Origin of the sequence: Paenibacillus sp. A3 (assembly GCF_001399685.1) — a bacterium.
Lineage (GTDB): Bacteria > Bacillota > Bacilli > Paenibacillales > NBRC-103111 > Paenibacillus_G.
In genome coordinates this window covers 57,479-83,527 of record NZ_JTHN01000047.1, presented here as the reverse complement: position 1 = coordinate 83,527, position 26,049 = coordinate 57,479, and the positions used below count along the sequence as shown (strand labels likewise).

Here is a 26,049-nt window from a genome sequence, read left to right as displayed (position 1 = left end):
GGCTCGTCGAACAGCATCATCTGCGGCTGCATGGCAAGAGCCCGGGCAATCGCGACCCGCTGCTGCTGGCCGCCGGACAGCCGGGAAGGATATTCGTTCTTTTTATTGAGCAATCCCACCTTGGCGAGCAGCGATTCTCCGATTTCGACGGCCTGCTTCTGGTTCATTTTTTTAACAATCGTGGGAGCCATAATGACGTTCTCCAAAGCGGTCATATGGGGGAACAAATTGAACGACTGGAACACCATGCCGGTTAACGTACGGATGTGCCGGATCGCCTGCTTCTTGCTTGCAGCGTCCATAGAGGCGTTCCATGCCGCATCGCCCACCCGGATCGATCCCGTGTCAGGTTCCTCCAGCCCGTTCAGGCAGCGCAGCAGCGTGCTTTTGCCGGAGCCGCTCGGGCCGACCAAGACCACGATTTCGCGGGAGCGAATATGTAGATTGATGTCGCGGAAGACGGCCAGATCGCCGAAGCTTTTGCCGAGTTGGTTTACCTCGATCATGCAGATCACACGCCCTTAATAAGCTTTTGACAAACGAGATTCGATGCGGTCTAAAATGTACGAAAAGAACATGCTCATAACCCAATACATAATAGCAATGGCAATATAAAAAGGCATCGCGACATAATACTGTGCAATCAGCAATTGGGCGGAGCGCAGCAGCTCGGTCACGGTAACGACGGACACGAGCGAAGTCTCCTTCAGCATTCCGATAAACGTATTGCCCATCGGCGGGATCGCCACACGGGCCGCCTGCGGCAGCACGACCCGTCGCATCGTCTGCCATGGCGTCAAGCCCAGCGATAGCGCGGCTTCCGTCTGCCCTTTGGGCACGGACAGAATCGCACCGCGGAACGTCTCGGACAAGTAGGCGCCGATATTGATACTAAGTGAAATAAAGGCCGCTGTGAGCGGCCCGAGCGTAATCCCGTAGTCGGGTAGTCCGTAATAGATAATGAAGATCTGTACCAGAATCGGGGTTCCGCGAATGATGGACACGTAACCTTTGGCCAGATTACTTATGAGCCAGTTTCCTTTGAGACGGGCGATGGCGACGACCATCCCGATGATGAGTCCGAAGAACATCGAGACAATCGTGATCAGCAGCGTATAATACGCGCCCGTCATTAGAAATTGGAAGTTCTGTAAAACCAGTTCCATGCCGTGCATCCTCCCGGTTCGGTCTGATTAGAAGTTCGGGTCTACGCCAAACCATTTTTGGAAAATCTCTTTGAACGTACCGTCTGTCTTCATCTCGGCCAGCGCTTTATTGATCGCGTCGAGCAGCTCCGGGTTGTTTTTGCGGATGGCGATGCCGGCGAAATCCTCTTTAATCGGCTCTCCGACCGCTTTGACCTTGAACTGGTTTTTCTCGACCAGCGGCTTGATCGCGAATACGTTATTGATCGTCGCGTCGATGCGGCCGACGTTCAGGTCCTTCAGCGACGTAATAACATCGTTATATGTGGCGATTTCGAACGTGCCGACCTTCGGCATCGCGACGTCGCGTAAATATTTCTCGTCGTTCGTGCCGAGGCCGACGCCGATCTTTTTGCCTTTGAAGTCTTCAAGCTTCTGAATCGTCGTATTATCGCTTTTGACGACAACGTTCACGGCGTTTTTCACGTAAGGGGTCGAGAAGTCCATCGTTTTCTTGCGGTCTTCGGTGATCGTGACCTGGCTCACCAGTGCGTCATATTTGTCCTTTTGCAGCCCTTCGATCAGTCCGGAAAATTCGCCGGTGATGAATTCGACTTGAACGCCCAGACGTTTGGCTACCGCCTTGGCAACGTCCGCATCGAAGCCGTCGATTTCGTGCTTCTCGTTCAGGAAGTTGTATGGGGCATAGGTGCCCATGAGCCCGACTCTGATTTTGCCGGCTTTCTTGATTTGCTCAAGCGAATTGGCGGCGGTTGTCGTCTCGGCCGGTTTTTTGCCGGCGTTCGCATCCGGTGCCGGGGCAGGCTTGGTTCCGCATCCCGCGATCGCGATCGCAAGAACGCTCAGCAGTGAAGCGGATTTAAACAATTTGCTTAGTTTGATAGACATAGCAGTTGCCTCCTTGTGGGTCTTCGTAGATGGGTTATAGGTTATCCGAGCAAGCCCCGGAATTCGAAGTTGGCGGTTTCTTCGGCGATTTGCGCCGGTGAATACGTGGATTGGAAATCGACGTCGTGCATGGGTCCGAACAGCCATTTGGACAGCACGCCGGTAATTAAACAGACGAGAATGTTGGCCCGCAGCGTCAAATCGTTCGTCCCCGGCAGCATCCCGAGCTCAATGGCGCGCTGAATGTTGCTTCTGAACGCTTCTTCGAACGCGATCCAGGTCTGCGAGACAGCTTCCCGCACCGGCGGATCGGCGCCTTGGCCTTTCATAAGCAGCAGAGCCATCAGATCCCGGTTCCGGTCGGCGAATGCGAACAGATCCGTAAGCAGCCGCGCGGACGAGCTTACCATGTCGTCTACCGTGCCCGCGTGCTTGCGGTAGCCTTGCTCGATGACTTTGATCAGCTTCTCTTTGCCGCCTTCGATTAACTCCAGCGCGAGCTGTTCTTTGCTTTGAAAATGCCAGTAGAACGTGCCTTGCGACACTCCCGAGGCTTTGACCACGTCGGAAATTTTCGTGCCGTGATATCCCTTGCGGGCAAATAAGTCCAGTGCCGCGGCCATCAGTTGCTGACGGCGGTCCTGATCTTGTTCCGGTAAAGCAGGCAGCTTCCATCGCCCCTCTCCACTTAACTGACGAGTCAGTTAAGGTTAATTCCGATGGGTTTACTATATTTTAAACGCGCCCCCATGTCAAGTCCCAATATGCGAATCTTGTCGAAATTTGGAGGGAGTCGTTTATAGAATATCCTAAGGAAAGAATAGTTATCCAGATATTGGGGATAGATTGTGGACATTTTTTTACAATAGGGAAGGGGAAAGGGAAATAAAGTTAACATTATTTTTGGTAAAAATAGGTGATTCGTAGCATTTGGGATTTCGACATGGATGTTAATATAATACTGACCGCCTATAAATTTCTTATTTATGCAGGTATAGTTTCTGAAGGTTTTTTCGACAAATTTATGATGACTGTTGGAAGGCGGTACGCTGGCACGAGGGGGAGAAGGGGCAATGTTCGCACAAACAAGAAACGGACCGGGAAAAAGCACACGTGATCTATCTTAAGGTTTGGATCAGAAGGAGGATTTGGATGTGAATGGTAAACTACGGGCAGTTTTGTGCTGCTTATTAATGATGCTTGGTTTGCAGGCGACTCCGGTTATGGCCGCTTCGTATACGTACGACGAGCTGAACCGTTTAATTTCGGCAACGACGGATAGCGGGGAGACCCTGAATTATTCTTATGATGCAGCCGGTAATCTTACCAGCGTGGAGCAGAGTCATTCTGCACCTGTGGCAAGAGCTTTTACGGTGGTCCATCCTGCGCTTGTGAACGGCGACTTTGAGGGGCCTGCCGGCGCCGAGGGAGTTGGCGAAGCTTGGAGCGCCGTTTTTACACCCGGGCTTCAGGCCGGCTACGACGTGGTTACGACAAGCGTATACGGACAAGTCTACGCCGTGAATCGTATTCAGACGATGAACGGAACGGCGGCCCAATCCGGAAGCATGAGTTTGTCCCAAGAGATTCGCGTGAACGGGAAAAACGAGTTCTTGCTGCAAGGACAGTTTAAGGCTGATTCATTAACGAACGGCCGGGTGGAAGCCGGCGTGGAATTTCTGGATGCAGCCGGGAAAGTTATAGACACGGCAAAAGCCGCCGTATCCGATACCTCATCATCAGGTTGGATTTCGTTTCAGAAGGCAGTCCATTCGCCTGCGCAAGCCGTAAGCGCCCGGATTGTGCTTGAGCTCGTATTCTCCGAATCCGGCGGGAACGGCCAGGTAAGCTGGGACCACATTCGCTTTGAACCGCGTTAAACTAAAGCGGATGTCTGCATGCATCATAGGAGTTCTAATTTGATAGCGGAGGGTACCCTGTGTTTTCAATCGGACGGATCGTTTGCGCTTTATTTTTATTAGCCGCAAGCTTTCTTTACTGGGAGAAGGAAGCTTATGCCGAACCGGTATCTTATGTTCTATCTCCCGGCAATTCGGTAGTCATTACCGCCTATCCCGACAGCCGTTCCATCATGGCGACGGTGAAAGTTAGCGGAGGGCATGATTACATCAGATATTACGACACCGGAGCGGTATACGACTACAAGCGTTCCGACAAAGGGACGTCGTATTCGATCTCCGGGACCAACCGGATCGTGCTTACGAATACGTCGTCTTCGTCGATTACCTTATCCAGCAACTCAGTTCCTTACCAAATCGTAAGCTCTTCGACTCCCGCCTTAAAGAAAGTGTGGTTGAACCCGGGCACCAGCCTGGATGTCACCAATACGACGGGGAAGAGCAGCAGCATCACGACGGGCGGGATCAGCGATTACGTCAAGTATGACGATGCCGGCGAGGTCGTGACGTTTACGAAGGGGAAAGCCGCCGGGGAACTGACGTTCTCGGCCAAGCATCGGATCGCGTTAACCAACCGGGACAAGAAGGCCTACGAAGTGTGGGGCCCTTACGAAATGGTCGAATTTTCGACGCGAACGAGTCCGGCCATTTACTACAAAACGCTATCGCCCGGACAAAGCCTGGAAGCGGCCAATGTATCGCCCAGAACGCTTAGCTTGGCGGTAGGCGGCTTGTCGGATAACGCGATCTACGATGGGGACGGAGCGGTAAATTCGTACGCCCGGAAAAAGTCTTCGGGAACCGTACAGTTATCGTCCGGAAAACGGATGGTTGTGACCAATACGGATTCAAAGGCCTACGAGGTATCCGGACCGTATGACGGCTTCACGTTCGCCGACCGTGCGAAGCCGGCTTCTTTTACGCGGACGCTGTCGCCGGGGCAGAGTTTGAAGGCGACCAATACTTCGCCCAAAAGCTTTAATGTCAGCTTAAGCGGTACATACGATTATGCGGAGCATCGCGGTACGGGTCAGGTCGTTGCCTATGGACGCAATCAGCGGCTCAGCAGCAATGCCATTGGAGCGGCGAATTACTTGAATCTGACCAATACGGGTTCGTCCTCGGTCGAAGTTGCCGGGCCGTACGATGCTTTCTCCGTCGTTGATTTGAATCATCCGGCGCTCATCGGCCGCATGCTGAGCCCGGGACAAAGTCTGGAAGTCTCCAATCCGACGGCCTACACGGCGAATGTGACGGTTGGAGGCACTTACGATTATGCCGTATTCGATTCGTCCGGCATTACTTCATATGCCCGGACCCAGAAGACGGCGAATAAGGCGGTGGATAGCTCAGAGCGGCTCGCCGTTACCAACACCGGAGGCGAATCATCCGAGGTTTTCGGCCCCTACGAGACGTTCTCCTTCGCCGACCGTACGCAGCCTGTTACGTTTAAAGCGGTGCTAGCGCCCGGCCAAAGCGTCGATGCGCTGAACCAGGCTGCGAAGGCGTTTTACCTGACTTTAAACGGCGAATACGATTACGCGCGGTACAGCGGTAAGGATAGCTTGCAGAGCTATGCCAGACGATCGACCGCTGCAAGCATGTACAATCAGGCCTCGGAACGGATCGCCATCACCAACGCGGGTGGAATCTCGATGGAAATTTCCGGTTCTTCCGACGCGTACAAGATTACGTCCCGCACAACGCCTGCTCTGACGATCCGAACGTTATCGCCGGGTCAAAGCATGGAAGCGACGAACGTTTCGTCGGGAAGCGTGGACATCACGACGCTGGGCACGTACGATTACGCTTATTATACCGATTCCGACGACCTGACGACGTCCGGCCGAAAACGGGCCACAGGAACCTTTACCGTGAGCTCATCTCGTAAGGTGGCGTTGACCAACTCGGGTACTTCGGCCTTAGAGATATCGGTGCCATACGATGTTATCCAGACCGCGGATCGGGTCAATCCCGCGCTGTTCGTAAAAAATCTTGCGCCGATGCAAAGCATGGAAGCCGTCAATGTGACTGCCAAAGATTATTACGTCCATATGACCGGCAAGTACGATTATGCCACTTATTCGTCATCCACCGGCCCGATGGTCAGCTATTCGGATGATAATTCGATCGGCTCGGTATTAACCGCCCATGGCAAAAAGATCGCCGTGATGAACACCGACACGGTTGCTATCGATGTATGGGGTCCTTACGATGCGTTTACGGTATCCGATCGATCCGCACCCGTGACGTTCGTTCAGGCGCTTAGCCCCGGACAAACGCTGAAGGCGGTCAATCTAGCCGGGACAGCATACTCCGTCAAATTGACAGGGCTGCACGATTACGCAAATTACAACGGCAAAGGCGAGGCGGAATCGTACGGGCGCAAGAGAGCGGCCGGAACCCGGAGCGTTGGCGCTTCGGATCAATTGATCGTAACGAATGCCGATGCCGGGACGATTCAGGCCAAGGGTCCGTATGATGTTTTTCAGCTCGCGAACCGCACAGAGCCGGCGCTCTTCGTGAAAACGTTAGCCGCCGGACAGAGCATGGAGGCAGTTCATACCGGATCGAAATCGTCGACGGTTACGACGGACGGGCTATCGGATTACGCGATCTACGATGCCGCCGGAGTGCTCAAATCGTATTCGGACGATAGCGGCAGCGGCCCCAAACAGGTCGATCCGGGTGAACACATCGCCATCATGAACACGGAGGGCCCGGCTCTGGAAGTGATCGGCCCTTACGATATTTTCCGCGTATCCGACCGCGCGAAGCCGGTTTCTTTCGTCAAGCAGCTGGCTCCCGGACAAAGCGTTCATGCTCTTAACGGAGCGGGAACGTCATTCTCCATCCGGATGAGCGGCGTCTTTGATTATGCCAGCTACAAAGGCAAGAACTCGCCGGAATATTACGGACGGGCAGTTCCCAAAGGAAGCAAAGGGATCGGCTCCGGCGATCGGCTCGTCGTGACGAATGCCGATACGCAGAGCATTACCGTGAAAGGCTCTAACGACGCGTTTCAAATTTCCGACCGGACCGACCCGGCCTTGTTCGTGAAAACATTGGCCCGGGGACAAAGCATGGAAGCGGCCCTTACGGGAGCGGGCTATACGACGGTCTCCATCAAAGGCACGCACGATTATGCCATGTATGAAGGCTCCGGCCCGATCAAGTCGTATGTTCAAGATTCCAATGATACGTCCAAGCAGGTGAACCCCGGCGAACGCATCGCGATTATGAATGCCGAGCTGGATGTCTTGGAGGTCTTCGGCCCCTATGACATGTTCCGGATCACGGAACGGGCTACGCCGGTTTCGTTTGTCAAAACGTTGGCTCCTGGCCAGACTGTGGCGGCTAAAAACGATACGGCTTCTCATTTCTCGGTCAAAATCAACGGCAAGCACGACTACGCGACTTACAAAAGCAGCGGAAACGTCGAGTATGACGGACGGAGCGCTCTGGCCACCGGGCATGGAGTTAGTGCGGGCGGGCAAGTCGTGCTGACGAACGTTGACGCACAGTCCATTCGCGTAAAGGGCTCGTACGACGCTTTCCGGGTAACGGATCGTACCGATCCGGCGTTCTATGTGCGGACACTTGACTCCGGTCAAAGTGTAGGGCTCATGAACGTGACGGGAGCCACGATTTATATCGATGTCACAGGCGTCTCCGACTATACGATCTACAATTCGGACGGGAGCGTGTCTTCTTTTGTAAAAGGAGCCACCCCAAGAAGCATTTCGCTCAGCCCGTTCAAACGGATCGTGATCGCTTACGCGGATACGGCGCCGTTTCAGATCGCCGTTCCTTTCGATGCGGTGACGGTCGATGATGGCAGCGGCCCTGTCGCATTTATGAAAGAGCTGGCCCCTGGCCAAAGCATGGAAGCCGTTAACATTTCCTCCAGGGAGTTTAGCGTGAAAGCTTCCGGCGTCATAGACGTAGTCAAATACAACGGTTCCGGGGACATTTCGTTCTACGACAGGGAAGGTACTTTTGGGAGTATTCCTCTTGGTGCTTCCCATCGGATCGCGATAACCAACCGGGATAATCAAACGATTGTAGTGATAGGCTCCAAGGACGCTTTCCGCATAGCGGACCGGGCCAATCCGGCGCTGCTGGTCAAGACGTTGGCCTCCGGCCAAAGCCTCGAAGCTCAAGCGGCGACAACAGCTGGAACCAGCCTGCGTACGAGCGGTAAATTCGACTATGCCGTCATGAACGAGAACGGAAGCATTCAGCCGTATCAAAAAGCTTTTGAAGGCTATGCTTTAACCGTCGCATCGGGTAAACGGGCGGCTATCACGAACACGGAAGCTGCGAATCTGACGGTATGGGGACCGTACGACACGCTTCAGATGACTGACCGGAGTGGGCCGGCGCTTGTTTCGGCGTCCGTCGCACCGAGTCAAAGTATGCAAGCGGCCAACCGGACAGGAAACCCGCAATCGATTGCGGTAAGAGGCTCTTTCACTTATGTGAAAGAAGACGGAACCCAGCATCCAGGCGTCAGTCCGCTTACGATTCCGGCCGGCGTGCGTTACGGTATCCTGAATACCGGAACAGCCGAGTTGGATGTATTCGGTCCTGCCGATGCTTTTGCATTCGAGACGGCCGACAAGCCGATTTCCGGCATAGGTGCTGTCGAAGAGATCCGCAAGCTGGATCCTTCGCAATATGATACGCAATCCCTGCATGCCGACCCGGTCGATACGGCAACAGGTGCGCAAATCATCCAGCGCACGCTGCTTACCGCGCATGGCGCCGCAGAAGTGCCGTTTACGGTGCAGTATTACTCTTTGCTCTTGAATTCGGGCGTGATGGGTCCGGGCTGGGGGCATTTGTACGACATCCGTCTGGAGGATGCAGGCGATGGTAAGCTGAGCGTTCATTGGAACGCGAACCGAAAAAATACGTTTACTTCGAAAGGCGGCGGGCTCTATGCCTCCGACGAAGCCGCCGTGAAGCTGGATAGGCTGGTCCGCCGGGCGGACGGTTCTTATACCTTAACCCGCAAGGACGGCACCGTTTATGAATTTTCGTCAGCCGGCCGCTTGCTCTCTTTGGGCAACAAGCAGGGCCAAGCTTTATCGCTTAGCTATAACGCCTCCGGGCAGTTGGCCTCGGTAACCGAGCCGCTATCCGGCATAGGAATCGGACTAACCTATGATGCCAATGGACGGCTGGCTGTCGTGCAGGACCCGCTTCAGCGCCAGGTGAAGCTGTCTTACGATGCGAAAGGCCAATTGGAGAAAATCACCGATGCCGCAGGTCAGGAAACGGTATACAGCTATGATGCTAAAGGCCGCATTCTCACGGCAACGGAGCAAGGCGTTCGGACATTCAGCAATACGTACGATAGCCAGGGCCGGATCATTGCGCAGCAGGATGCCGTTGCAGGGCATCGCGCTACGAAGTTCGAGTATGTCGAGAAAGACGGTACCCTCGTTACCGCGGTTACCGATCGTGAAGGCAGCATCAACGTATTGACCCACGACAAGAATTACCAGTTGCTTCGCGTACGGGATGCACTGGGTCAGGAGACGGGCTACACCTATGACGGCGAAGGCAACCGGACGCAGGTCACGGATGCGGAGAGCAAGACGGATACGTTTGCGTATGACGGCAGGGGGAACCTGCTCAGCGTTACGGACTCATCCGGTCAAAAAGTAACCATGACCTACGATGACGACAGCAATCTGCTCACGGTCACCAATCCGCAAAACGAGCAGATCGTCAGCCATTATGATGCCAAAGGCCGATTGATCGGGGTCACCGATCCGGAAGGTCATCTAACGACCTATGCGTATGACGCGAACGGGTTGATGACTCAAGCGACCGATGCTTTGTCCAGGCAAACGACCTACGGCTACACCAACGGTTTGCTTACTTCCGTAACCAATCAGGAAGGCAACGCCGTCACTTATTCTTACGATGCAGCCGGCCGGGTTGTCGCGATCAAGGGGAACGACGGCAAAGAGACCGTGTTGACCTACAATGCGAACGATCAGGTGCTCAGCGTCACGGACCCGGCAGGACAGACGGTCTCGTACACGTACGATCCGATGGGGAACCCGTTGACGGAAACGGATGCCAAAGGAAACGTGACGCAATATTTCTATGACGGCAATGGAAATCTTGCCAGCGTGAAAAATGCGCTGAATCAAGAGACCCGTTTCGAGTACGATGGCGAAGGCCGCCTGGTGAAAGAAACGAATGCGCTCGGTCACAGCAATCTGTACGCCTACGATGCGAAGGGCCGATTGGTGCGGTCGACCAATGCGCTTGGCGAATCCACCCGCTATGAATACGACGTCAAGGATCGAATGACAGCCGTCTATGATGCGATGAACCGTAAAATCAGGTCGGTGGAGTTCGATTCGAAGGGCAATCCGGTTGCCATCACGGACGCCTTGAACCGCAAAGTCACGCAGCAGTTCGATGCACTGAACCGGCTAACCCAGTGGACGGATCCAAAAGGACGCCAGACGCAGCTGGCTTACGATAAGTTGAACCGTCTGGTCGAGGTTACCGACGCCAAGCAAGGGAAAGCCGCGCAAATTTTTGACGCGGTCAGCCAAATTACTGGCGTTACCGACCCGAATCGCAATGAAACGAAGTACGTCTATGATAAAGCAGGGCGGCTGCTCAGCGAGACGAATGCCGCAGGCCATGCTCATACCTATGCTTACGATGCGAACGGACGGCTTGAACAAGAGACGAACGGACGCGGACAAGCTACGGCTTATCGTTACGACCAAGCGGGAAGGCTCGACCGGTTTACCGACCCCGAAGGGGCTGTGACGTACACGTACGATGCGAACGGCAACATCACGGCCGTTACGGATCAATCGGGGAAAACGGCTACCCGGGAATACGATAAACTGGATCGGGTGATCAAGTACACGGATACCGATGGGAATGTGCTGCAATACGGCTATAACGAAATCGGCCAGTTGACGACCTTGACCTATCCGGACGGGAAGAAAGTAACTTATACGTACGATGCCGCCGGCCGCATGATGGGAGTAACGGACTGGGCAGGACGGAAAACTGCGTACGGATATGATGCAAACGGCCGTCTTCTGACCACCACCCGGCCGGACGGCAGCGTGGAGACCCGGGACTATGACGCAGCCGGTCAGTTGATGAAGCTGTGGGACCGCGCCGCCGACGGCAGCTATATTAGCCAATATCAATTCGGGTACGATGAAGCGGGCAACGTCATTAAAGAACGCAATGAGGCCGCGAGCCAGCGCGCGCAAGGAGTCACGGCGGCCGTGTATGGACGAAGCGCGGCAGGAACGGTCACCTCGGCAACCTATGCTTCCATGACGAGTCTTCCGGGTTCGGTTTCGGGAAATATCGCCATGACGTATACGTCGGATAACCGCCTTGCGACGTTTAACGGAAATCCCGTGACCTACGATCAGGATGGGAACATGACTTGGGGGCCTCTGGGCGGGACGATGCAGGAGTATCGTTTCGATGCACGCAACCGGTTGATTGCAGCAGGCGGAGTAAGCTACGCTTATAATGCCGAGAACCAGCGCATTGCCGTGATTTCGGGCGGACAGACCACGCGGTATGTCGTGAACCCGAATGCATGGCTGCCGCAGGTGCTGATGGAGAAGGACGACCAAGGAAAGGCCAAGGCTTACTATGTATACGGTCTGGGTCTGATCGGACGGGAAGAAGCTTCGGGCGAATACCGAGCGTACCATTACGATCGCCGCGGCAGTACGATTGCCTTGACCGACGCCAAAGGCCAAGTGACGGATCGTTATACGTACGGCCCTTACGGGGAAACGCTGAAGCACGAAGGGAACACGGATAACCCGTTCCAGTACAACGGACGCGACGGGGTCATGACGGACCCGAATGGCTTGTACTACATGAGGGCCAGATATTACCAGCCGGAGATCAAGCGTTTTATCAATCGCGACGTACTGACCGGAACGATCTCCGAAGCTTCGACGCTTAACCGGTACGCTTATGTCAACGGCAACCCGGTTTCGTATGTGGACCCGTTCGGCCTGAGCCGGGATGGCGATTCGTCGTTCCTGCTGCAGGGAGGCAACTTCCTTGTCGATACGGTACCTTGGGTAGGTACGCTCAAAGGCTTCCAGCAAGCATTCTTGGGCACCAACTTTGTAACAGGCGAACGCTTGTCTACAGGGGACCGCTGGGCGGAAGGTATCGGCAGTGCGCTGAGCCTGATCCCGATTCCGGGATTGAAGCACGTGGGCAAGTATGCGACCAAAGGCGTCATCGCCGCGGAGAAGCAGCTTGAGCGCTTGTTTATGGGACCATGGATGAAAAAAGCGGAAAATACCGCTAAGAAGCTGGTCAACGGGTGCAACTGCTTTACCGCCGGGACGAAGGTCCTCACGGATAAAGGGGAGAAGAATATTGAAGACATTGAGGTCGGAGATAGGGTTCTTTCCAAGAATGAAGAGACTGGGGAGCAGGCTTATAAGGAAGTGACGGCTCTTCATCGTAATGAGAAAGATACTACCTATAAGTTGTCGATCGGTGAGCAGATTATTGAAACCACCGATAATCATCCGTTCTGGGTAGAAGGCAAAGGATGGGTACTTGCTGTTGATTTGAAGGTAGGCGATGAACTAGTACAAAGTAACGGAAATCATTTAAAGATTGACAACATTGAAATCGTGCATCACGATGAAAAGGTAAAGGTATACAACTTTACTGTTGCCGACTTCCATACCTACTTTGTAAGTAGTTTGGGAATTTGGGTTCATAATCTCAGTTGTTTTACTGGTACTTCCGAAGACTTATACAATTTAGCCAAAAACAGTTCTAATTCATTAAGGATTGGACTGGCCGACCAAACAGTTGACTATTTAACGGCTTTCCAAGCTGGACAAAAATGGGTAGGTAAAGGAGCAGTGAAAGATACATCCGTAGGAAATGGGGTTGGTTGGATTGGAAAAGCAGAGAATGGTGTTCAGTTTAGATTTAGGATGCAGTACAAACAGAGTAATCAAAGATATGAAGGGAATTTTGAAGAGTGGAATTTGATGAACGGGGTATGGACTAAGATTAAAAATTACCATATCGAAACCGCTAATCCATAAAAAGGAGGGTTATATTTTGATTACACCTTCTTTAAAATTTCTTGGGGTAGTATTTCCTCCTGATTCAGATGATGATTTCTGGGTAGTACTTAATGCAGAGATAGGAGAGGAGGGGAGTAAAGGCGTAGATGTGTTTTACTTTAACTTGACCACTCCTAAAAGATTAATGTACGTGCTACAGAACCAAAAGACAGTTTTTAAGAGAGGTTTAATCATAGTTGATAAATATGACTATGAAACAGCGAAAAGACTAATAGAAGAAATATTGCTGGAATGCAGAGGCGAGACTTGGCACGAAGTAAGAAGTAATATAATGAAATATTGCATGTCAGAGTATGGTGATTAATTTTAAAATGGCCTTGAGGGGTATATCCTTCAAGGTTTTCTTTTTATGACGATCAATGGAATATAATTAAAGATTTGCTGCCTTCCGAGCGAAAAAGCAAGGTGGACGACCAGCAAAAGATAATCGGACAATGCTGAACGCGATGTTCTGGGTCGCAAGAACCGGCGCGCCTTGGTGCGATTTTCTGCAATATTATGGATAGTGTTAAACGGTATACACCCGGTTTCGCCGCTGGCAAATGTCGGGCGTGTGGGACAGGATTCTGGAACATGTTGCAATTGAACCTGACTTCGAAAATGTGATGATCGATGCGACCATTCTCCGCGTTCATCAGCATGGAGCCGGGGCAAAAGGGGCAGCAATTTCAGGCCATTGGGCGCTCCAGAGGCGGACTAACAACCAAAATCCACGTCATTGTCGAAGCCTTGGGCAATCCTTTGTGTTTTGAACTCACCGGAGGCCAAAGTCATGATTGCGTGGCAGGTTATGATATGCTAAAGTCGATGGAACTTGCGGGAACTAATGTTTTTGCTGATAGTGGAATGCTTTTTCAAATAGAATAAAACATTATCGTCGAATCGCCACACGCTTCGATAAATTGGCATGTACGTTCAAAGCTTTTTATCGTTAGTTTCAATTATGGCTGGCTCGCTTAGGTTTGAAGACAGCCCCTAATAAGGAGATCTTTATGGAGGATAAAGTACAAAAAATAAACTCTTTATTTAAATATTTAACTCATGGTAATGAAGGTTCTTCAGAATTTGAAACATTTATGGCTTTCTTACGCGGCTTGAAGGATTATTCAACCTTATTAGACTTTTATGATGTTGAATTTACTAGGCACCTCTTAGAAGAAGTGTTGCCGAAAATAAATGAAAAGTATAATAAGGCGTTAGTGATTGAGACCATTGTGGAAGCGACTTACGGTAATGCTGAGAAGAGCATGATAGAAAAGCTTTTTAGTGAGTACATTCCTCTATTGGCACAGTATGCTACAACGCTGGAAAATGCGGCCAGATGTTTGAGAGGATTTATTGAATCGGGGATCAGCAGTAATGAAATCTTCGTCGAGATCGCTATGTTTAAAGACAAACAACACGCTATTTCATTGTTGACGTATATAAACATTCATTCATGGGGAGATTTGCCCCCTCAATCATCCGCGCTTCAAGCCGAAGTTAAGGATGCGCAAAAGGTCAGGGAGCGTACTTATATTTTTGCACAATTTTTAGTTATTCTGCATCCTCTCGTAGGTAAATACCAAGGTGTAAGCTCCATTGATTTTGTATTTGATTATGAAGGAGCGCATGTCGATTGGCCGTTTAGTCGAGAGGGCAGTTCTCTAAGGCTGGTTAAACAAAATATCATCGATGAGAGAGAAGGAGCTATATTTGAAGAACTGGGTAAACTCATCCATGATGAGGCCATAGATCTGCAATCATCAAGAGTCCTAAACCTGTATCAAACACTTTTTAGTGGGAGAGATCCGCTGGATGTTATTTTTACACTGCCTGATGGGCGGTAGGAAAGGAGATATTATTTTATGTAGGAATGATGCATTTGTCGATTAGTAAGGAGAGATTATAAGCTCCGAGACTTTTGACCTCTTTAAGAAAGGTTCAATCCAAGATATTCACTTGCTTGGTTTTGAGTCGAAAAAAGATCCTCATCACATAGCGAAGGAATATTTGTGAAGCGTCATATAGAAGGTATATCAGATGGTTACCGTACCTAAGTCTGAAAAGAGCAGTATTGGTTGTCCACTCCGGCATAGTGCAGTTTCCATTATTTTTGTGTACCATTCCAGGAAAAAATGCAGCGGCAAGAATATCTGTTTCCTTTCCAGCCCTACACACCCGAACAACGGAAAAAAAGGTCAAATAATCGGACGCTTTGGCTATTCGGTATTGCCCGCGAACGTTCTAAGATAAAGGGAGAATACCGAATGCAGAAAGGGTGCTCTTATGGCAACGTTCGATGTGCAAAATGGGCAATTTTGTCTGGACGGGGAACCGATCCGTCTTGTTTCCGGTGCGATTCATTATTTCCGGGTGGTGCCCGAGTATTGGCGGGATCGCCTGCTTAAGCTGAAAGCCTGCGGCTTCAATACCGTAGAAACGTATATTCCTTGGAATCTTCACGAGCCGAAGCCGGGCCAGTTCCGTTTTGATGGGCTGGCGGACGTGGTTCGTTTTGTTGAGATCGCTGGCGAGGTCGGTCTGCATGTGATCGTGCGGCCGAGCCCGTACATTTGCGCGGAGTGGGAGTTCGGCGGGCTGCCGGCTTGGCTGCTTGCCGATCCGGGCATGCGGGTGCGCTGCATGCACCGGCCGTATCTTGACCGCGTCGACGCGTACTATGACGTGCTGCTTCCGCTGCTGAAGCCGCTGCAGTGCACGAACGGCGGCCCGATTATCGCGATGCAGATCGAGAACGAGTACGGCAGCTACGGGAACGACCGGGCGTATCTGGTTTATTTGAAGGATGCGATGCTGCAGCGGGGGATGGACGTGCTGCTGTTCACCTCAGACGGTCCGGAGCATTTCATGCTGCAGGGCGGCATGATTCCCGGCGTGCTGGAAACGGTGAATTTCGGGTCCCGGGCCGAGGAAGCGTTCGAGATGCTGCGGAAGTACCAGCCGGACGGACCGATCATGTGCATGGAATATTGGAACGGCTGGTTCGACCATTGGGGCGAGCAGCACCATACGCGGGACGCGAAGGACGTAGCGGACGTATTCGACGATATGCTCCGTCTCGGGGCTTCGGTCAATTTCTACATGTTCCACGGCGGAACGAACTTCGGCTATATGAGCGGGGCAAACTGCCCGCAGCGCGATCACTACGAGCCGACGATCACCAGCTACGATTACGATGTGCCGCTGAACGAATCCGGCGAGCCGACGGATAAATTTTACGCGGTGCGGGAAACGCTGTCCCGCTACATGGAGCTGCCGCCACTTGAGCTGCCGCAGCCGATTCCGAAGGCCGCCTACGGAAGCGTGCCGGTTCGCGAAGCGGCCTCGCTGTTCGGGCAGCTGGACAGCCTGTCGGAGCCGGTCCGTCACACGTGTCCGGAGCCGATGGAAGCGGTCGGACAAAACGACGGGTTCATCCTGTACGAAACATTCATCTCCGGGCCGCGGGAGGAACGGGAGCTTGTGCTGCAGGATTGCCGCGACCGGGCGTTGGTTTATGTGAACGATGAGTTCCTTGGTGTAATCGAGCGCTGGGATCCGAGCAAAAAGGTAGCTTTTGCTGTGCCGGAGGGCGGAGCGACGCTGCGCATTTTGGTCGAAAATATGGGCCGCATCAACTACGGGCCGTTCATGTTCGACCGCAAAGGCATCACGGAAGGCATTCGCCACGGCAACCAGTTCCTGTTCGGCTGGAACATCTATCCGTTGCCGCTGGAGGACGTAGCCCCGGTCAGCTTTGACGGGAAGGAAGCGGAGCCGGGATACCCGGGCTTTTACCGCGCGGTGCTGCCGATTGAGGGGCAGCCGGCGGATACGTTCCTGCGCCTCGACGGCTGGAACAAAGGTATTGTTTACGTCAACGGCTTCCATCTGGGCCGCTACTGGAAGCGCGGGCCGCAGCAGACGCTGTATATCCCTGCGCCGCTGCTGCGGCAAGGCGAGAACGAGATCGTCGTGTTTGAGCTTCATGGAACGGAGAAGCGGGAGTTGACGTTCACGGACCGGCCAGAGCTCGGACCGGTATCGCAGGTAACGGTATAATAAGGTAACGATGAATGAGGCCGGTGCCGACCTATCAAGGGTTGGCACCGGTTTTTTACGATTTGTGGGAATCTTTGCAAACCGGCTTCGAGATGACATCGGCCTGCGAAACGTGTTACATTGAGGGAAAGGATGGATTTGGCCAGAAGGGAGCGGTCACCGGCATGGACCGTTTATTCCATTTTCCTAATATGACACAGACGCTGCAGGTGACCGGCTGTCACTTCGGCATCAAGCCGCCGGGTTGGCGGTACCCGCGGCATCATCATCATTTGTACGAGTTGATCTGCTGCCTGGAGGGCGAATCGGTGCACGAAATTAACCGGACCTCCTTGACTCTTCGTCCAGGGGACTGGCTGCTGATCAAATCGGGTATCCGTCACGAATCCGCGGCAGCCGCAAGCTCGCATTACCGGTTCTTCAACGTGCATTTCGACTTGGACGACGCGGAGGTGCGGAGCGTACTCGGGGCTGCGCCTTACTCCCATATTCCGTCCGGATCTGCGGCCCGCGGGAAGCTTCCGTTCTATGTTCAGGAATTGGAAGAAATGATGCGGCAGTACGCCGCTCCCGATACGCATGGAGATGTGTCCTGGCACGAGGAGCTGAATCCCCGGTTCGAGGACCGGCTGCTGCTGCAATCGTATACGTTACTCATCGTTCGGGATGTGCTTGCGTTAATCCGGGAGCGGGATGCGCACGCCGGTCAAGCCTCGTCCAAGGAGACTACTTTATTCGCCATCGATGTCGCACATGCGATCGAAGAGCGGCTGGCCGGAAGCTTTCATGAAGAAGCGACGATTTCCGCCGTGGCGGAGGAGCTTCACCTGAGCCGCAGCCAATGCTCGAAGTTGTTCTCCAAGGTGTACGGCTTGTCGCCCAAGCAGTACGTCAGCCGAAGAAGGCTGAGCCTGGCGAAGGAGCTGCTGGTTACGACGAACCTGCCCATGACGGAGATCGCCGAGCGGCTCGGTTTTCAATCCGCGAGCCACTTCTCCCGGCAATTCCGCCGCTGGACCGGTCAAGCCCCGAGCGATTACAAGCCGAAGCACGACGGCTGCTCGTAACCCAGCGGCAGAGGGGGCGCTTGCTTTTTCGTTTGAGCGTTGCCCCGCCGCGGGGGGGAGTTGCTCGGCGATTCTTCCCGGCTGGGGCCGCCTCCCGAACGAAGATTCCCTATTCCTAATTTTGAAAGCGGTTTAATTCATTTTGCCCCGAAAGGAGCGGCATCCCTGCTATGCCACAGGCGGAGCAGCTCCGCCTCACGGGCCGGGTCCAGTCCGGCTTTGCGCTTCTCCTCCGTCGGGCGGCTTCGATCCCATGCGAGGGTGTCGCGAACCGTATCGATTAACGGTCTGGTCGTCAGTCCGGAAGCGAAAGCCTTCGCATTGTCGATGGCGAACAAGCCGACCAAGCTGTCGCTTTGCAGCCAGAGAGGGAGCTCGATCCATTGGCCGACCTGCTGCTCTCTCAGGAACGGTTCGGTGACCCAGGTAAACTCGGCGGGGCTGCTGCTGAACCGGGCGCACGCGTCGACGAGCTGCTCCATCGTAAAGTCGCTGCCGCTGGCATGAAACGTGCCGACCGTCTGCTTTTCGACCAAGTCGATCACCCACGTGGCGAGGTCTCTTACATCGATCACCTGAATACGCCCCTCTTTTGGCGGTACCAGCACTTCTCCCCCTTGCGCGATCCGATGGGGCCAGTACGTGAATCGGTCCGAATAATCGTACGGGCCGACGATCAGACCGGGCCGGATGTGCAGCGCTCTGCCGGGCATGGCGGCTTCGACCGCTTTCTCGCAAAGCGCTTTGAGCGCGCCGTAGTGCTGCGTCACGTCCTCGGTGCTTTCATCGGAGAGAGTTGCGACAGGGGCGTCTTCCTTTACATGTAACCGCGTTAGATCCTCATATACCGATACGGACGAAATGAACGTATAATGTCCTACACGCTCCTTCAGCAGTTCGACCGAGGAGCGTACGACGCGGGGAACAAAGCCACACGTATCGATCACCGCGTCCCACGTTCTGCCCCGCAGCAGTTCAAGCCCGCTTTCACGGTCCCCTATGATGTGCTCCGCTTCGGGAAACGCGTCTTGACTATGCCGCCCGCGATGAAAGAGCGTCAACGTATGCCCGCGCTTCAGCGCCGTCTCCGCCAAAGCCCTCCCCAAAAATCGGGTACCACCTAAGATTAACAGGTTCATGAAGCCACCACCTTTTTAAAAAATATATATTTACGTAAAAATATTTTATTACGATATGTATTGATTTGTCAATGAAACGCATCCACCACTCCCACTGTAACTCAGGTGGTTCTGGTGGTAGTCATCCGCATAAATCTTTCGAGGGGACGGGACAAGGTCCAAAATGACGTTTTGCAAGATGGCAAGTTGATAATAAAGCCAAATCATTTTACCATGTGGATGAACTCCCGGAATTTGCTAAGAACAAAGTTGTTCAAGAGGCATTAAGGCAACAAGAATCAGCTATTGCTGCTGGGGATAAGGTGGAATGGCTAGTTTCTGATAAGAAGGCTGTAGAGCAATTGACAAATTTGTTCAAATCTAAAAATATTGATATTGATGTTAAATACTTTCCCGAGTAAAGGATAGGTGTTGTAAATGAAGATTATAAAAGAAGGCGAGTTGAAGAATTTTATTTCTGATGAACAACTACGCAGCTTCTACAATGTGAATATTGATGATCCTCGATTAAATGAGTTGTTAGCGTATTATTCGTTTTTTAAAAGTAGTGCTGGGTCAAGCGCACTTGATAAGCAAAGCATATATTACAGCATGTATTTTTGGTTTGTGCAGTTTAAAAGTATATGGGCATGATGAGGGGATTGAGCAAGAAGGATTTAAACTGTTAGAGGAGATTGACAATCAACTTGAAGAAGGCGTAGATTGGGGACTAATTGAAAAAATAGAACTCAAAGCTGTTTAATTGGTAGAACATGAATAAAATAAGTGGTTTACAGTTCTACAGCAAGATCTTACAATACAACCAATAAACCAAACACTAAAAAACTTGACAAACACGCTTAGTCCAACTTTCAAAGGCTTATTCCAACTTGAACGATGAGGAGGAATGAGCTTTTTTGTAATGAAGTAATTTGAGCTTTGAAAGAAAAAAGCACCTCTTGTATACTGGGAACGTTCCGGCAAGAACAAAACCCACATACGAAAGAGGTACTCAACATGAAGTATAAACTGAAGCAGAAACAGAATCAACGCATTACACAAATTACCGATTCAACGCTGGTTGTAGGTGCAGACATTGCGAAGAAGATCCATGTGGCTCGAGCAGTAGATTTTCGCGGTATTGAACTTGGAAAAGACTGTACCTTCCATAACGATGCGAATGGGCTGACGAAGCTTGCGACTTGGATGAAAGATCTTAAACAAGCGCATGCCAAGACGGAAATCGTTTTTGGTATCGAGCCCACCGGTCACTACTGGTTCCCGTTAGCAGCGTACCTGAAGGAGCAAGGCATCAAGATTGTCGTTGTGAACCCGCACCACGTCAACAAAAGCAAAGAACTAGAAGACAACTCGCAGACGAAGAGTGACTACAAGGATGCGAAGGTCATCGCCGATCTCATTCGCAACGGAAAGTACTCGGAACCGAGTCTGCCGACAAAAGAGTACGCAGATCTCCGGATCCTGATGAATCTCCGCGAGAAGATTTCCGTAAGCTTGACGCAAGTGAAGGGCCGCATCGTCAATTGGTTTGACCGCTTCTTTCCGGAGTACACAAGCGTCTTCAAAGTCTGGGAAGGCTTGTGTCTAAGGGTGCCAGAGGCGTCTAGAGCGTTGGAAGACGGAAGTGGAACGTGGAGTAGGCATACGACGAGCAGAGAAGCTCGTCGCGACAGCCTCTACCTCGATTGGTCTAACGGAAGGTGTAGAAGCAGCACGAATAGAATTGACCACCTTGTTGCAGCAGTACGACCTGTTTCACCAACAGCTCGAAACGACCATGGCAAAGGTGCTAGAGATCCTAGAAAACATTCCTGGTAGTGCACAGATGTTGTCGGTGCCAGGCGTCGGAGTGGTCCCCGTAAAGGAGCAAGAATTGGCATCCACCCCTTGAGAGGTAGAACGAAGGAATGTGAGGGCATAGACCCAGCGTGACATGGGAGGGCAAACCCCGAGGGTGAATGTGGATATCCAACTGTGCGATTATACCAAATTATCCACAGTTTTGGAGTTTGACATCCTAAGCTCTGTTCCCGCCTACGCTCTGATTCCATTCAGTTGCATGGGCTACATTCTCCACTACTACCGCTCAGGCTGTCAAAGTCGAAATATTGAGATCACGTGAGAAAACGGGAGATAACATTACTTTTTAGTGGGAGTGATATTATGGATTATGATATTCGAGAAATACGCGAATATTATGACTCGGAAATAAGAGACTATGATTTTAATGAATTGGTAGGTCTTGGAGTCAGTCGTGAAAATGCTGATTTTATGATTGACATTGGAGTACCAGAAGAATTTGATGATTTTGTATTTTATGAACTGAATGATTTTAAAAAGTTGTTAATTGGTGAGGTACAATTTATCAAAATCGGTCACAAAATCAGTCAATATGCTTCATACGGATATGGACTTTACTTAAAAGAAGGTGAGGATGGGCTTTTTACTAGTTCTTCTTTTCATCATCCATTGGTTTACATGCTTAATAAGAACTTAAGAACATTTTTTTTGTTTCAATTAATCAGGTGGGAAGTGTCATCGGAAATGAGACAACGAGATATATATACTTCATACAAGTATGCAATTGAACTACGCAAGCTTTATGAACAGATTGACCCGGCTGCATTGAAGGATGTTGAAGGATATTGGTCACATTTGATAGAAGACTATGAAACTGGATTATAAAACCATATAAATAGACCCCACGGAAACTATTCAGAAGAGTCTGTCAAAAATCATTTTGGTTGTACGCACATCAATGCTTGAATCTTATCCTTAAATAACGCTATAGCGTTACATTGAGTAGGTCGATTATGGTCAGATACCACCATGATTGACCTGTTTTTATTATCTTCGTTTTCTCGCAGTTTTTTGAAATCAATCGCAACTTTCCGAATAGATACCCCGATGGATATACTGTCGAGGTCATCGCAACTAAAATGCGGGATATTCCGACCACTACACTGTCAGGACATAACTGAACATTTCATAACGGGAAGGTCATATGTTAAAGGCTAGCCACCTGCCCTCTAATTAAGTCCGAAATTCATGAAAAATTCGGGAGGGGGTGGCACAAGTTTACAAATGGAAGAAAAAATAAATTGAAGCCTAATATTAGGTTTATAACTGGAGAATATGATTATTTTTATGAAACAGATAGCCTAGGTAGGATTGGTAAGTTTGAAACGGATAATTTACAATTAACAAAGAGAACAGAAAGATTGTCACACAGCAAAAATACACCGGGTAGAATAAAAGGTAAAGACGATGCAGGACATTTGGCAGGTGATAAATTTGGAGGCTCACCTAAAATTGACAATTTGGTTTCACAATTATCAGAGGTAATCAGAAGAAATATAAGAAAAATGGAAATCAAAGGGAGTGGAATGTAATTATGAAAGAATTTGAAGAAAGGTTTAGTGAATTGCAAGCAGGTATGATATCCATATGTATGGAATATGTAGGAGATAGAGCCAATAAAGTGTATGTTTATGCTTCATGTGAAGAAGATATGCTATCGAGCAGTTTCTTTTATTTAATTAATCATAAATATGTAGAGTGTCATAAATTGAATGATGTATTGGAGGATGGGGACAAAAGTTATGATGTTTCTACAGAAAGACAGTTTATGGTATTAAATATTATCAATGATAATATCGAAAAAATTGAAGAATTGTGCAAAGAATTTGAAAAAGACATGCCAACTGAGATGAAATTAATATATGATGCTACGAGTGGCAAGTTTCAAGCTGAATACAAGTATGATTTAGTGCACACAAATGATGATCTAAAAACGGCTGATGACTTTGCTGATGAATGGTTTGAGGAGATAAAAAGTAAATCTCTTTAATGGCTCAATTTAAGAAGACTTGGGTATCCCAGTCTATCAAAAATCTTGAGTATAAATGGTTTACAATCCTGAAACACTAAAAAACATGAAAACCACGTTTATAAACTTTCAAAGGCTTGTTCCAACTTGCCATACCAGGGGGATTAAGCTTTTTTTGTTCATGTCAATTTTGACCTTTCACAAAAGATAAACAGTTCTATTCGACACTTTGGTGGATTGGGTAGATAAACGTAGCAGCGTTTAAGCCGGGGGATTTGCCAATAAGTCGTCTGTACCTTGAGTACTTCCAAATCGTTAGGAACGGTATAGACGCGACATTTTTATCAAAAGGTCCTCCACCAAAATTAACAATGATCGAATTTAAAGTATCAGATTCGGGCAGTTTCAATTAGATGGCAAGGAGTATTTCCAACAAATGCTTAATAGTGATGATTCTAGTATGCTGATTTTAAGGAGAAGCTAGAAAATTTGATGGAAGAAAGCCCCGGACTTAAATTTGATTTTATTAGGGTTAAAACAGATATAAAAATACCCAAAACTGGATTCGGAGTAGATGAATTAAAGATAAAAGACTGGAATAAAGAAATAGATTAAACTTTAAGGAGAGTATAAATGTTAAACCCCAAAAAATTAGACATGGCTTATAAAAGATACAGAAAAAATTTTGTTGATGGGATCAATTTTAATGACATTAAGGAAAAATATGATATTAGCAAAAGTAAAATTGAAAGTATAGTTGAATCGAATGCAATAGAGAAGGATCATATTTTGTTGGTAAATCTCAACAAAATTTTTTCGTATTACTTGTCCCAATGGAAAAATGATGTATTGATTAGCGGCGGATATAAAGCAGAAGGATTAAAAAACATGCAAAAGGTAGTATTTTATCAGTGTATGGGACAAGATCTTTATAAAATCCGGTATCCTCAGATGATAATAGAGTACTCTTTTAGGGGAGTTATAGTAGCCTTAGTTCATTTCACGATGTTTGGATGGGAGAAAGAAGAAAATATATTATTCGATTTTATTGTTGAACATTTTGGCAGTAATTTATTGGAAGCAAATGATGAGAACAGACATACTTGGTTTTTACTAGAGCTATACTTGCAATATAGAAATAATACAATTATGGGAACTAAAGAAAAAGTACATCTAAATGTGAAAGAAAAATTTAAGAATGCTGGGCTACAATGCGGTTTAATACCTGAAGATCTAGATGTTTATAGTGAAGTGTTGGAAAGATGGTCAACACCTAGTTCGGAAGAAATCGAAAATTTGGTTGGGAAAATGGCGTTGTATCATTCACAATTAGCCTCAGAAATAGGACAACTAGGTGAATTTGGTGACTTCAGATATGGATTCTATCCTTTTGAAATTTTGTTCTTGCTTTATGTGAGGAAACAAATGGATTTGTATGTCCCGAAACAATTTGAAGATCTATTGATGAATACCCCAGAAGCGAAGATGGTGTTTGGAGACCCTGAACCATACCCTGAATGGGACCCTTTGTTGCTCCAGATAGATAATTTTTATCGTAAAAATTACCCAGAATATATCCCGAACAAACATGGAGTATTATTTCGATAAATTATATACGGGGGAAGTCAATATGTATGGTCAAGGTATAGCAAAAGCCGATATTCCAGATAGTAAAGATTTAGCGCCGGTGCGGTTATTGGAGCAGCAGCGATAGGGGTAGCCCTTGGAGCGATTGGAGGGGGTGTCGCGACTGCCTCATCCGATATTGCAAACGAAGATGAGCAGTGCGCACGACTATTTAAAAAGCGCCGCATAAGGAGCCGTGATCGGTGCGATATGCGGAGCCATATTGGTCCAGCCGCGGGGATAGGTGGAGAAGCGGTTATCCCCATGACGGGCGTTTGGAGCTGTCCTAGGAGGCAGCTTCATGCTTGGAGCGTCTTGGCTATCGCAAGGACTTAGCAAGATTAAGGAAAAGGGCAAAGGCGGAGCTTCGCCGAAGGGCGAGGTACCGAGCATTGGTTAGAGGACCTAATGGGAATGGAGTATTAATACAAGGTGATCCAACCCAAATAATGATACCCATAAAGTAAGTTGGTAATGGTTGGAAACTGTCTGGACATTCTCATCCGTACAGTGTAATACCAAGCTCGAATGATAGAGCAGTACTTAGGGCATTCCAACAGGAACAATCAGTAATTAAAAGTGCTATATCTGGTGAAGAAAAACCTTACGAGGATTTATCGAATTGGTCACCAGGAGGAAATTGATGATGAAGAGTGAAATAGCTATTTGTAAAATTTGTGGTAATATGATAGACAGTCAAGAACCAAGATTCTATTTTCCGAAACTTTCACAATGGCATAACTTATCAAAGTGGAACAGTTCTATATTACACATTGATTGTATTAAGTCAATTGATGATAAACATGAAATAGGCAAAATATTAGCTGATATTGTTCAAGATTTAGCCCTCAAGTCTAAGTTTGAGCCATTTCTACATAGAAGTGGAAATATTGTTGTGAGGGGGAGGTTGGATGAAAAAGCAATAGAAGTTCTTAATTTTGAGGATTTTATTGAAATGAGTTTTCCTGTTACTAGCTTAGAAAAAATTATTCTACTAACACCAACTGAATCCATAAGTAGTAGAACGCAAACGCTCTATGTTTTAAAAGATAGTAAAATAAAGATTGAATCGAAGTTATTTACTGCATATTTATCGGAGTTGAATTTTTTGAGATTAAAAGAAATTTTAGAGTCTCCAGAAATAAAGGGCTTATTTTAAAAATTAGTGGGGTGGTCATAAGAGTGTGTGTCAAAAATTTTGTGTAAACCAATTTCCAACTTCAAT

19 protein-coding genes and 2 pseudogenes are annotated in these 26,049 nt (G+C 49.4%); 16 read left to right on the top strand and 5 right to left on the bottom strand.

Annotation, left to right across the window (positions count from 1 at the left end):
- The 4 genes from QJ48_RS07310 to QJ48_RS07295 all read right to left on the bottom strand — a co-directional run.
- On the bottom strand, window positions 1–506 hold a 506-nt coding region (locus tag QJ48_RS07310; protein ID WP_054972978.1), incomplete at its 3' end, for an amino acid ABC transporter ATP-binding protein.
- 15 nt (window positions 507–521) lie between these two features.
- Window positions 522–1,166: an amino acid ABC transporter permease gene (locus tag QJ48_RS07305; RefSeq protein ID WP_054972977.1), complete on the bottom strand. Its 645-nt coding sequence runs from the start codon at window positions 1,164–1,166 to the stop codon at window positions 522–524.
- A gap of 27 nt (window positions 1,167–1,193) precedes the next feature.
- Window positions 1,194–2,054 (bottom strand): transporter substrate-binding domain-containing protein, encoded by an 861-nt coding sequence (locus QJ48_RS07300; protein WP_054972976.1) that lies wholly within the window; start codon window positions 2,052–2,054, stop codon window positions 1,194–1,196.
- Window positions 2,055–2,095: 41 nt separating this feature from the next.
- A complete protein-coding gene (locus tag QJ48_RS07295) occupies window positions 2,096–2,677 on the bottom strand; it encodes a TetR/AcrR family transcriptional regulator (protein ID WP_054972975.1) in 582 nt (193 codons plus the stop codon).
- Between the two features lie 531 nt (window positions 2,678–3,208).
- Here QJ48_RS07295 and QJ48_RS07290 point away from each other — a divergent pair.
- The 8 genes and pseudogenes from QJ48_RS07290 to QJ48_RS07260 all read left to right on the top strand — a co-directional run bounded on the left by QJ48_RS07290 (window position 3,209) and on the right by QJ48_RS07260 (window position 18,230).
- On the top strand, window positions 3,209–3,934 hold the full coding sequence (locus QJ48_RS07290) for an RHS repeat domain-containing protein (protein WP_202813828.1): 726 nt from the start codon (window positions 3,209–3,211) through the stop codon (window positions 3,932–3,934).
- A gap of 59 nt (window positions 3,935–3,993) precedes the next feature.
- A complete protein-coding gene (locus QJ48_RS07285) occupies window positions 3,994–13,077 on the top strand; it encodes a polymorphic toxin-type HINT domain-containing protein (protein WP_054972973.1) in 9,084 nt (3,027 codons plus the stop codon).
- Between the two features lie 16 nt (window positions 13,078–13,093).
- Window positions 13,094–13,423: an Imm8 family immunity protein gene (locus QJ48_RS07280; RefSeq protein ID WP_054972972.1), complete on the top strand. Its 330-nt coding sequence runs from the start codon at window positions 13,094–13,096 to the stop codon at window positions 13,421–13,423.
- Window positions 13,424–13,523: 100 nt separating this feature from the next.
- Window positions 13,524–13,625, top strand: a pseudogene (locus QJ48_RS39455) (transposase); the annotation flags it as partial.
- Window positions 13,626–13,788: 163 nt separating this feature from the next.
- Window positions 13,789–13,986 (top strand): annotated as a pseudogene (locus QJ48_RS38565) (transposase); the annotation flags it as partial.
- Window positions 13,987–14,111: 125 nt separating this feature from the next.
- Window positions 14,112–14,948, top strand: coding sequence for a hypothetical protein (locus tag QJ48_RS07270; RefSeq protein WP_054972970.1), 837 nt, complete (start codon window positions 14,112–14,114; stop codon window positions 14,946–14,948).
- 439 nt (window positions 14,949–15,387) lie between these two features.
- Window positions 15,388–17,163, top strand: coding sequence for a beta-galactosidase family protein (locus QJ48_RS07265; protein WP_054972969.1), 1,776 nt, complete (start codon window positions 15,388–15,390; stop codon window positions 17,161–17,163).
- A gap of 164 nt (window positions 17,164–17,327) precedes the next feature.
- A complete protein-coding gene (locus QJ48_RS07260; RefSeq protein WP_054972982.1) occupies window positions 17,328–18,230 on the top strand; it encodes an AraC family transcriptional regulator in 903 nt (300 codons plus the stop codon).
- Between the two features lie 137 nt (window positions 18,231–18,367).
- Here QJ48_RS07260 and QJ48_RS07255 read toward each other — a convergent pair whose 3' ends face one another.
- Complete coding sequence (locus QJ48_RS07255) at window positions 18,368–19,369, bottom strand: NAD-dependent epimerase/dehydratase family protein (RefSeq protein WP_054972968.1); 1,002 nt, start codon at window positions 19,367–19,369, stop codon at window positions 18,368–18,370.
- Window positions 19,370–19,934: 565 nt separating this feature from the next.
- Between QJ48_RS07255 and QJ48_RS36730 the strand changes: the two genes are divergently transcribed.
- The 8 genes from QJ48_RS36730 (at window position 19,935) to QJ48_RS07220 (ending at window position 25,983) form a co-directional block, all read left to right on the top strand.
- On the top strand, window positions 19,935–20,111 hold the full coding sequence (locus tag QJ48_RS36730) for a hypothetical protein (protein WP_157261551.1): 177 nt from the start codon (window positions 19,935–19,937) through the stop codon (window positions 20,109–20,111).
- A gap of 254 nt (window positions 20,112–20,365) precedes the next feature.
- Entirely contained in the window at window positions 20,366–21,187 is an 822-nt protein-coding gene (locus QJ48_RS07240; RefSeq protein ID WP_237762835.1) for an IS110 family transposase, read from the top strand.
- 345 nt (window positions 21,188–21,532) lie between these two features.
- Complete coding sequence (locus QJ48_RS07235) at window positions 21,533–22,054, top strand: hypothetical protein (protein ID WP_054972965.1); 522 nt, start codon at window positions 21,533–21,535, stop codon at window positions 22,052–22,054.
- A gap of 416 nt (window positions 22,055–22,470) precedes the next feature.
- Window positions 22,471–22,761 carry a DNA/RNA non-specific endonuclease gene (locus QJ48_RS35695; RefSeq protein WP_237762834.1) on the top strand — a complete coding sequence of 97 codons (291 nt, stop codon included), beginning with the start codon at window positions 22,471–22,473 and terminating at the stop codon, window positions 22,759–22,761.
- Window positions 22,762–22,763: 2 nt separating this feature from the next.
- Window positions 22,764–23,219, top strand: a complete 456-nt coding sequence (locus QJ48_RS07230; protein WP_054972964.1) for an immunity protein YezG family protein — start codon at window positions 22,764–22,766, stop codon at window positions 23,217–23,219.
- 468 nt (window positions 23,220–23,687) lie between these two features.
- On the top strand, window positions 23,688–23,813 hold the full coding sequence (locus QJ48_RS39140) for a hypothetical protein (RefSeq protein ID WP_272948114.1): 126 nt from the start codon (window positions 23,688–23,690) through the stop codon (window positions 23,811–23,813).
- Window positions 23,814–23,831: 18 nt separating this feature from the next.
- A complete protein-coding gene (locus QJ48_RS07225) occupies window positions 23,832–24,806 on the top strand; it encodes a hypothetical protein (RefSeq protein WP_054972963.1) in 975 nt (324 codons plus the stop codon).
- A gap of 661 nt (window positions 24,807–25,467) precedes the next feature.
- Window positions 25,468–25,983 carry a hypothetical protein gene (locus QJ48_RS07220; protein WP_054972962.1) on the top strand — a complete coding sequence of 172 codons (516 nt, stop codon included), beginning with the start codon at window positions 25,468–25,470 and terminating at the stop codon, window positions 25,981–25,983.
- Window positions 25,984–26,049 lie beyond the last annotated feature (66 nt).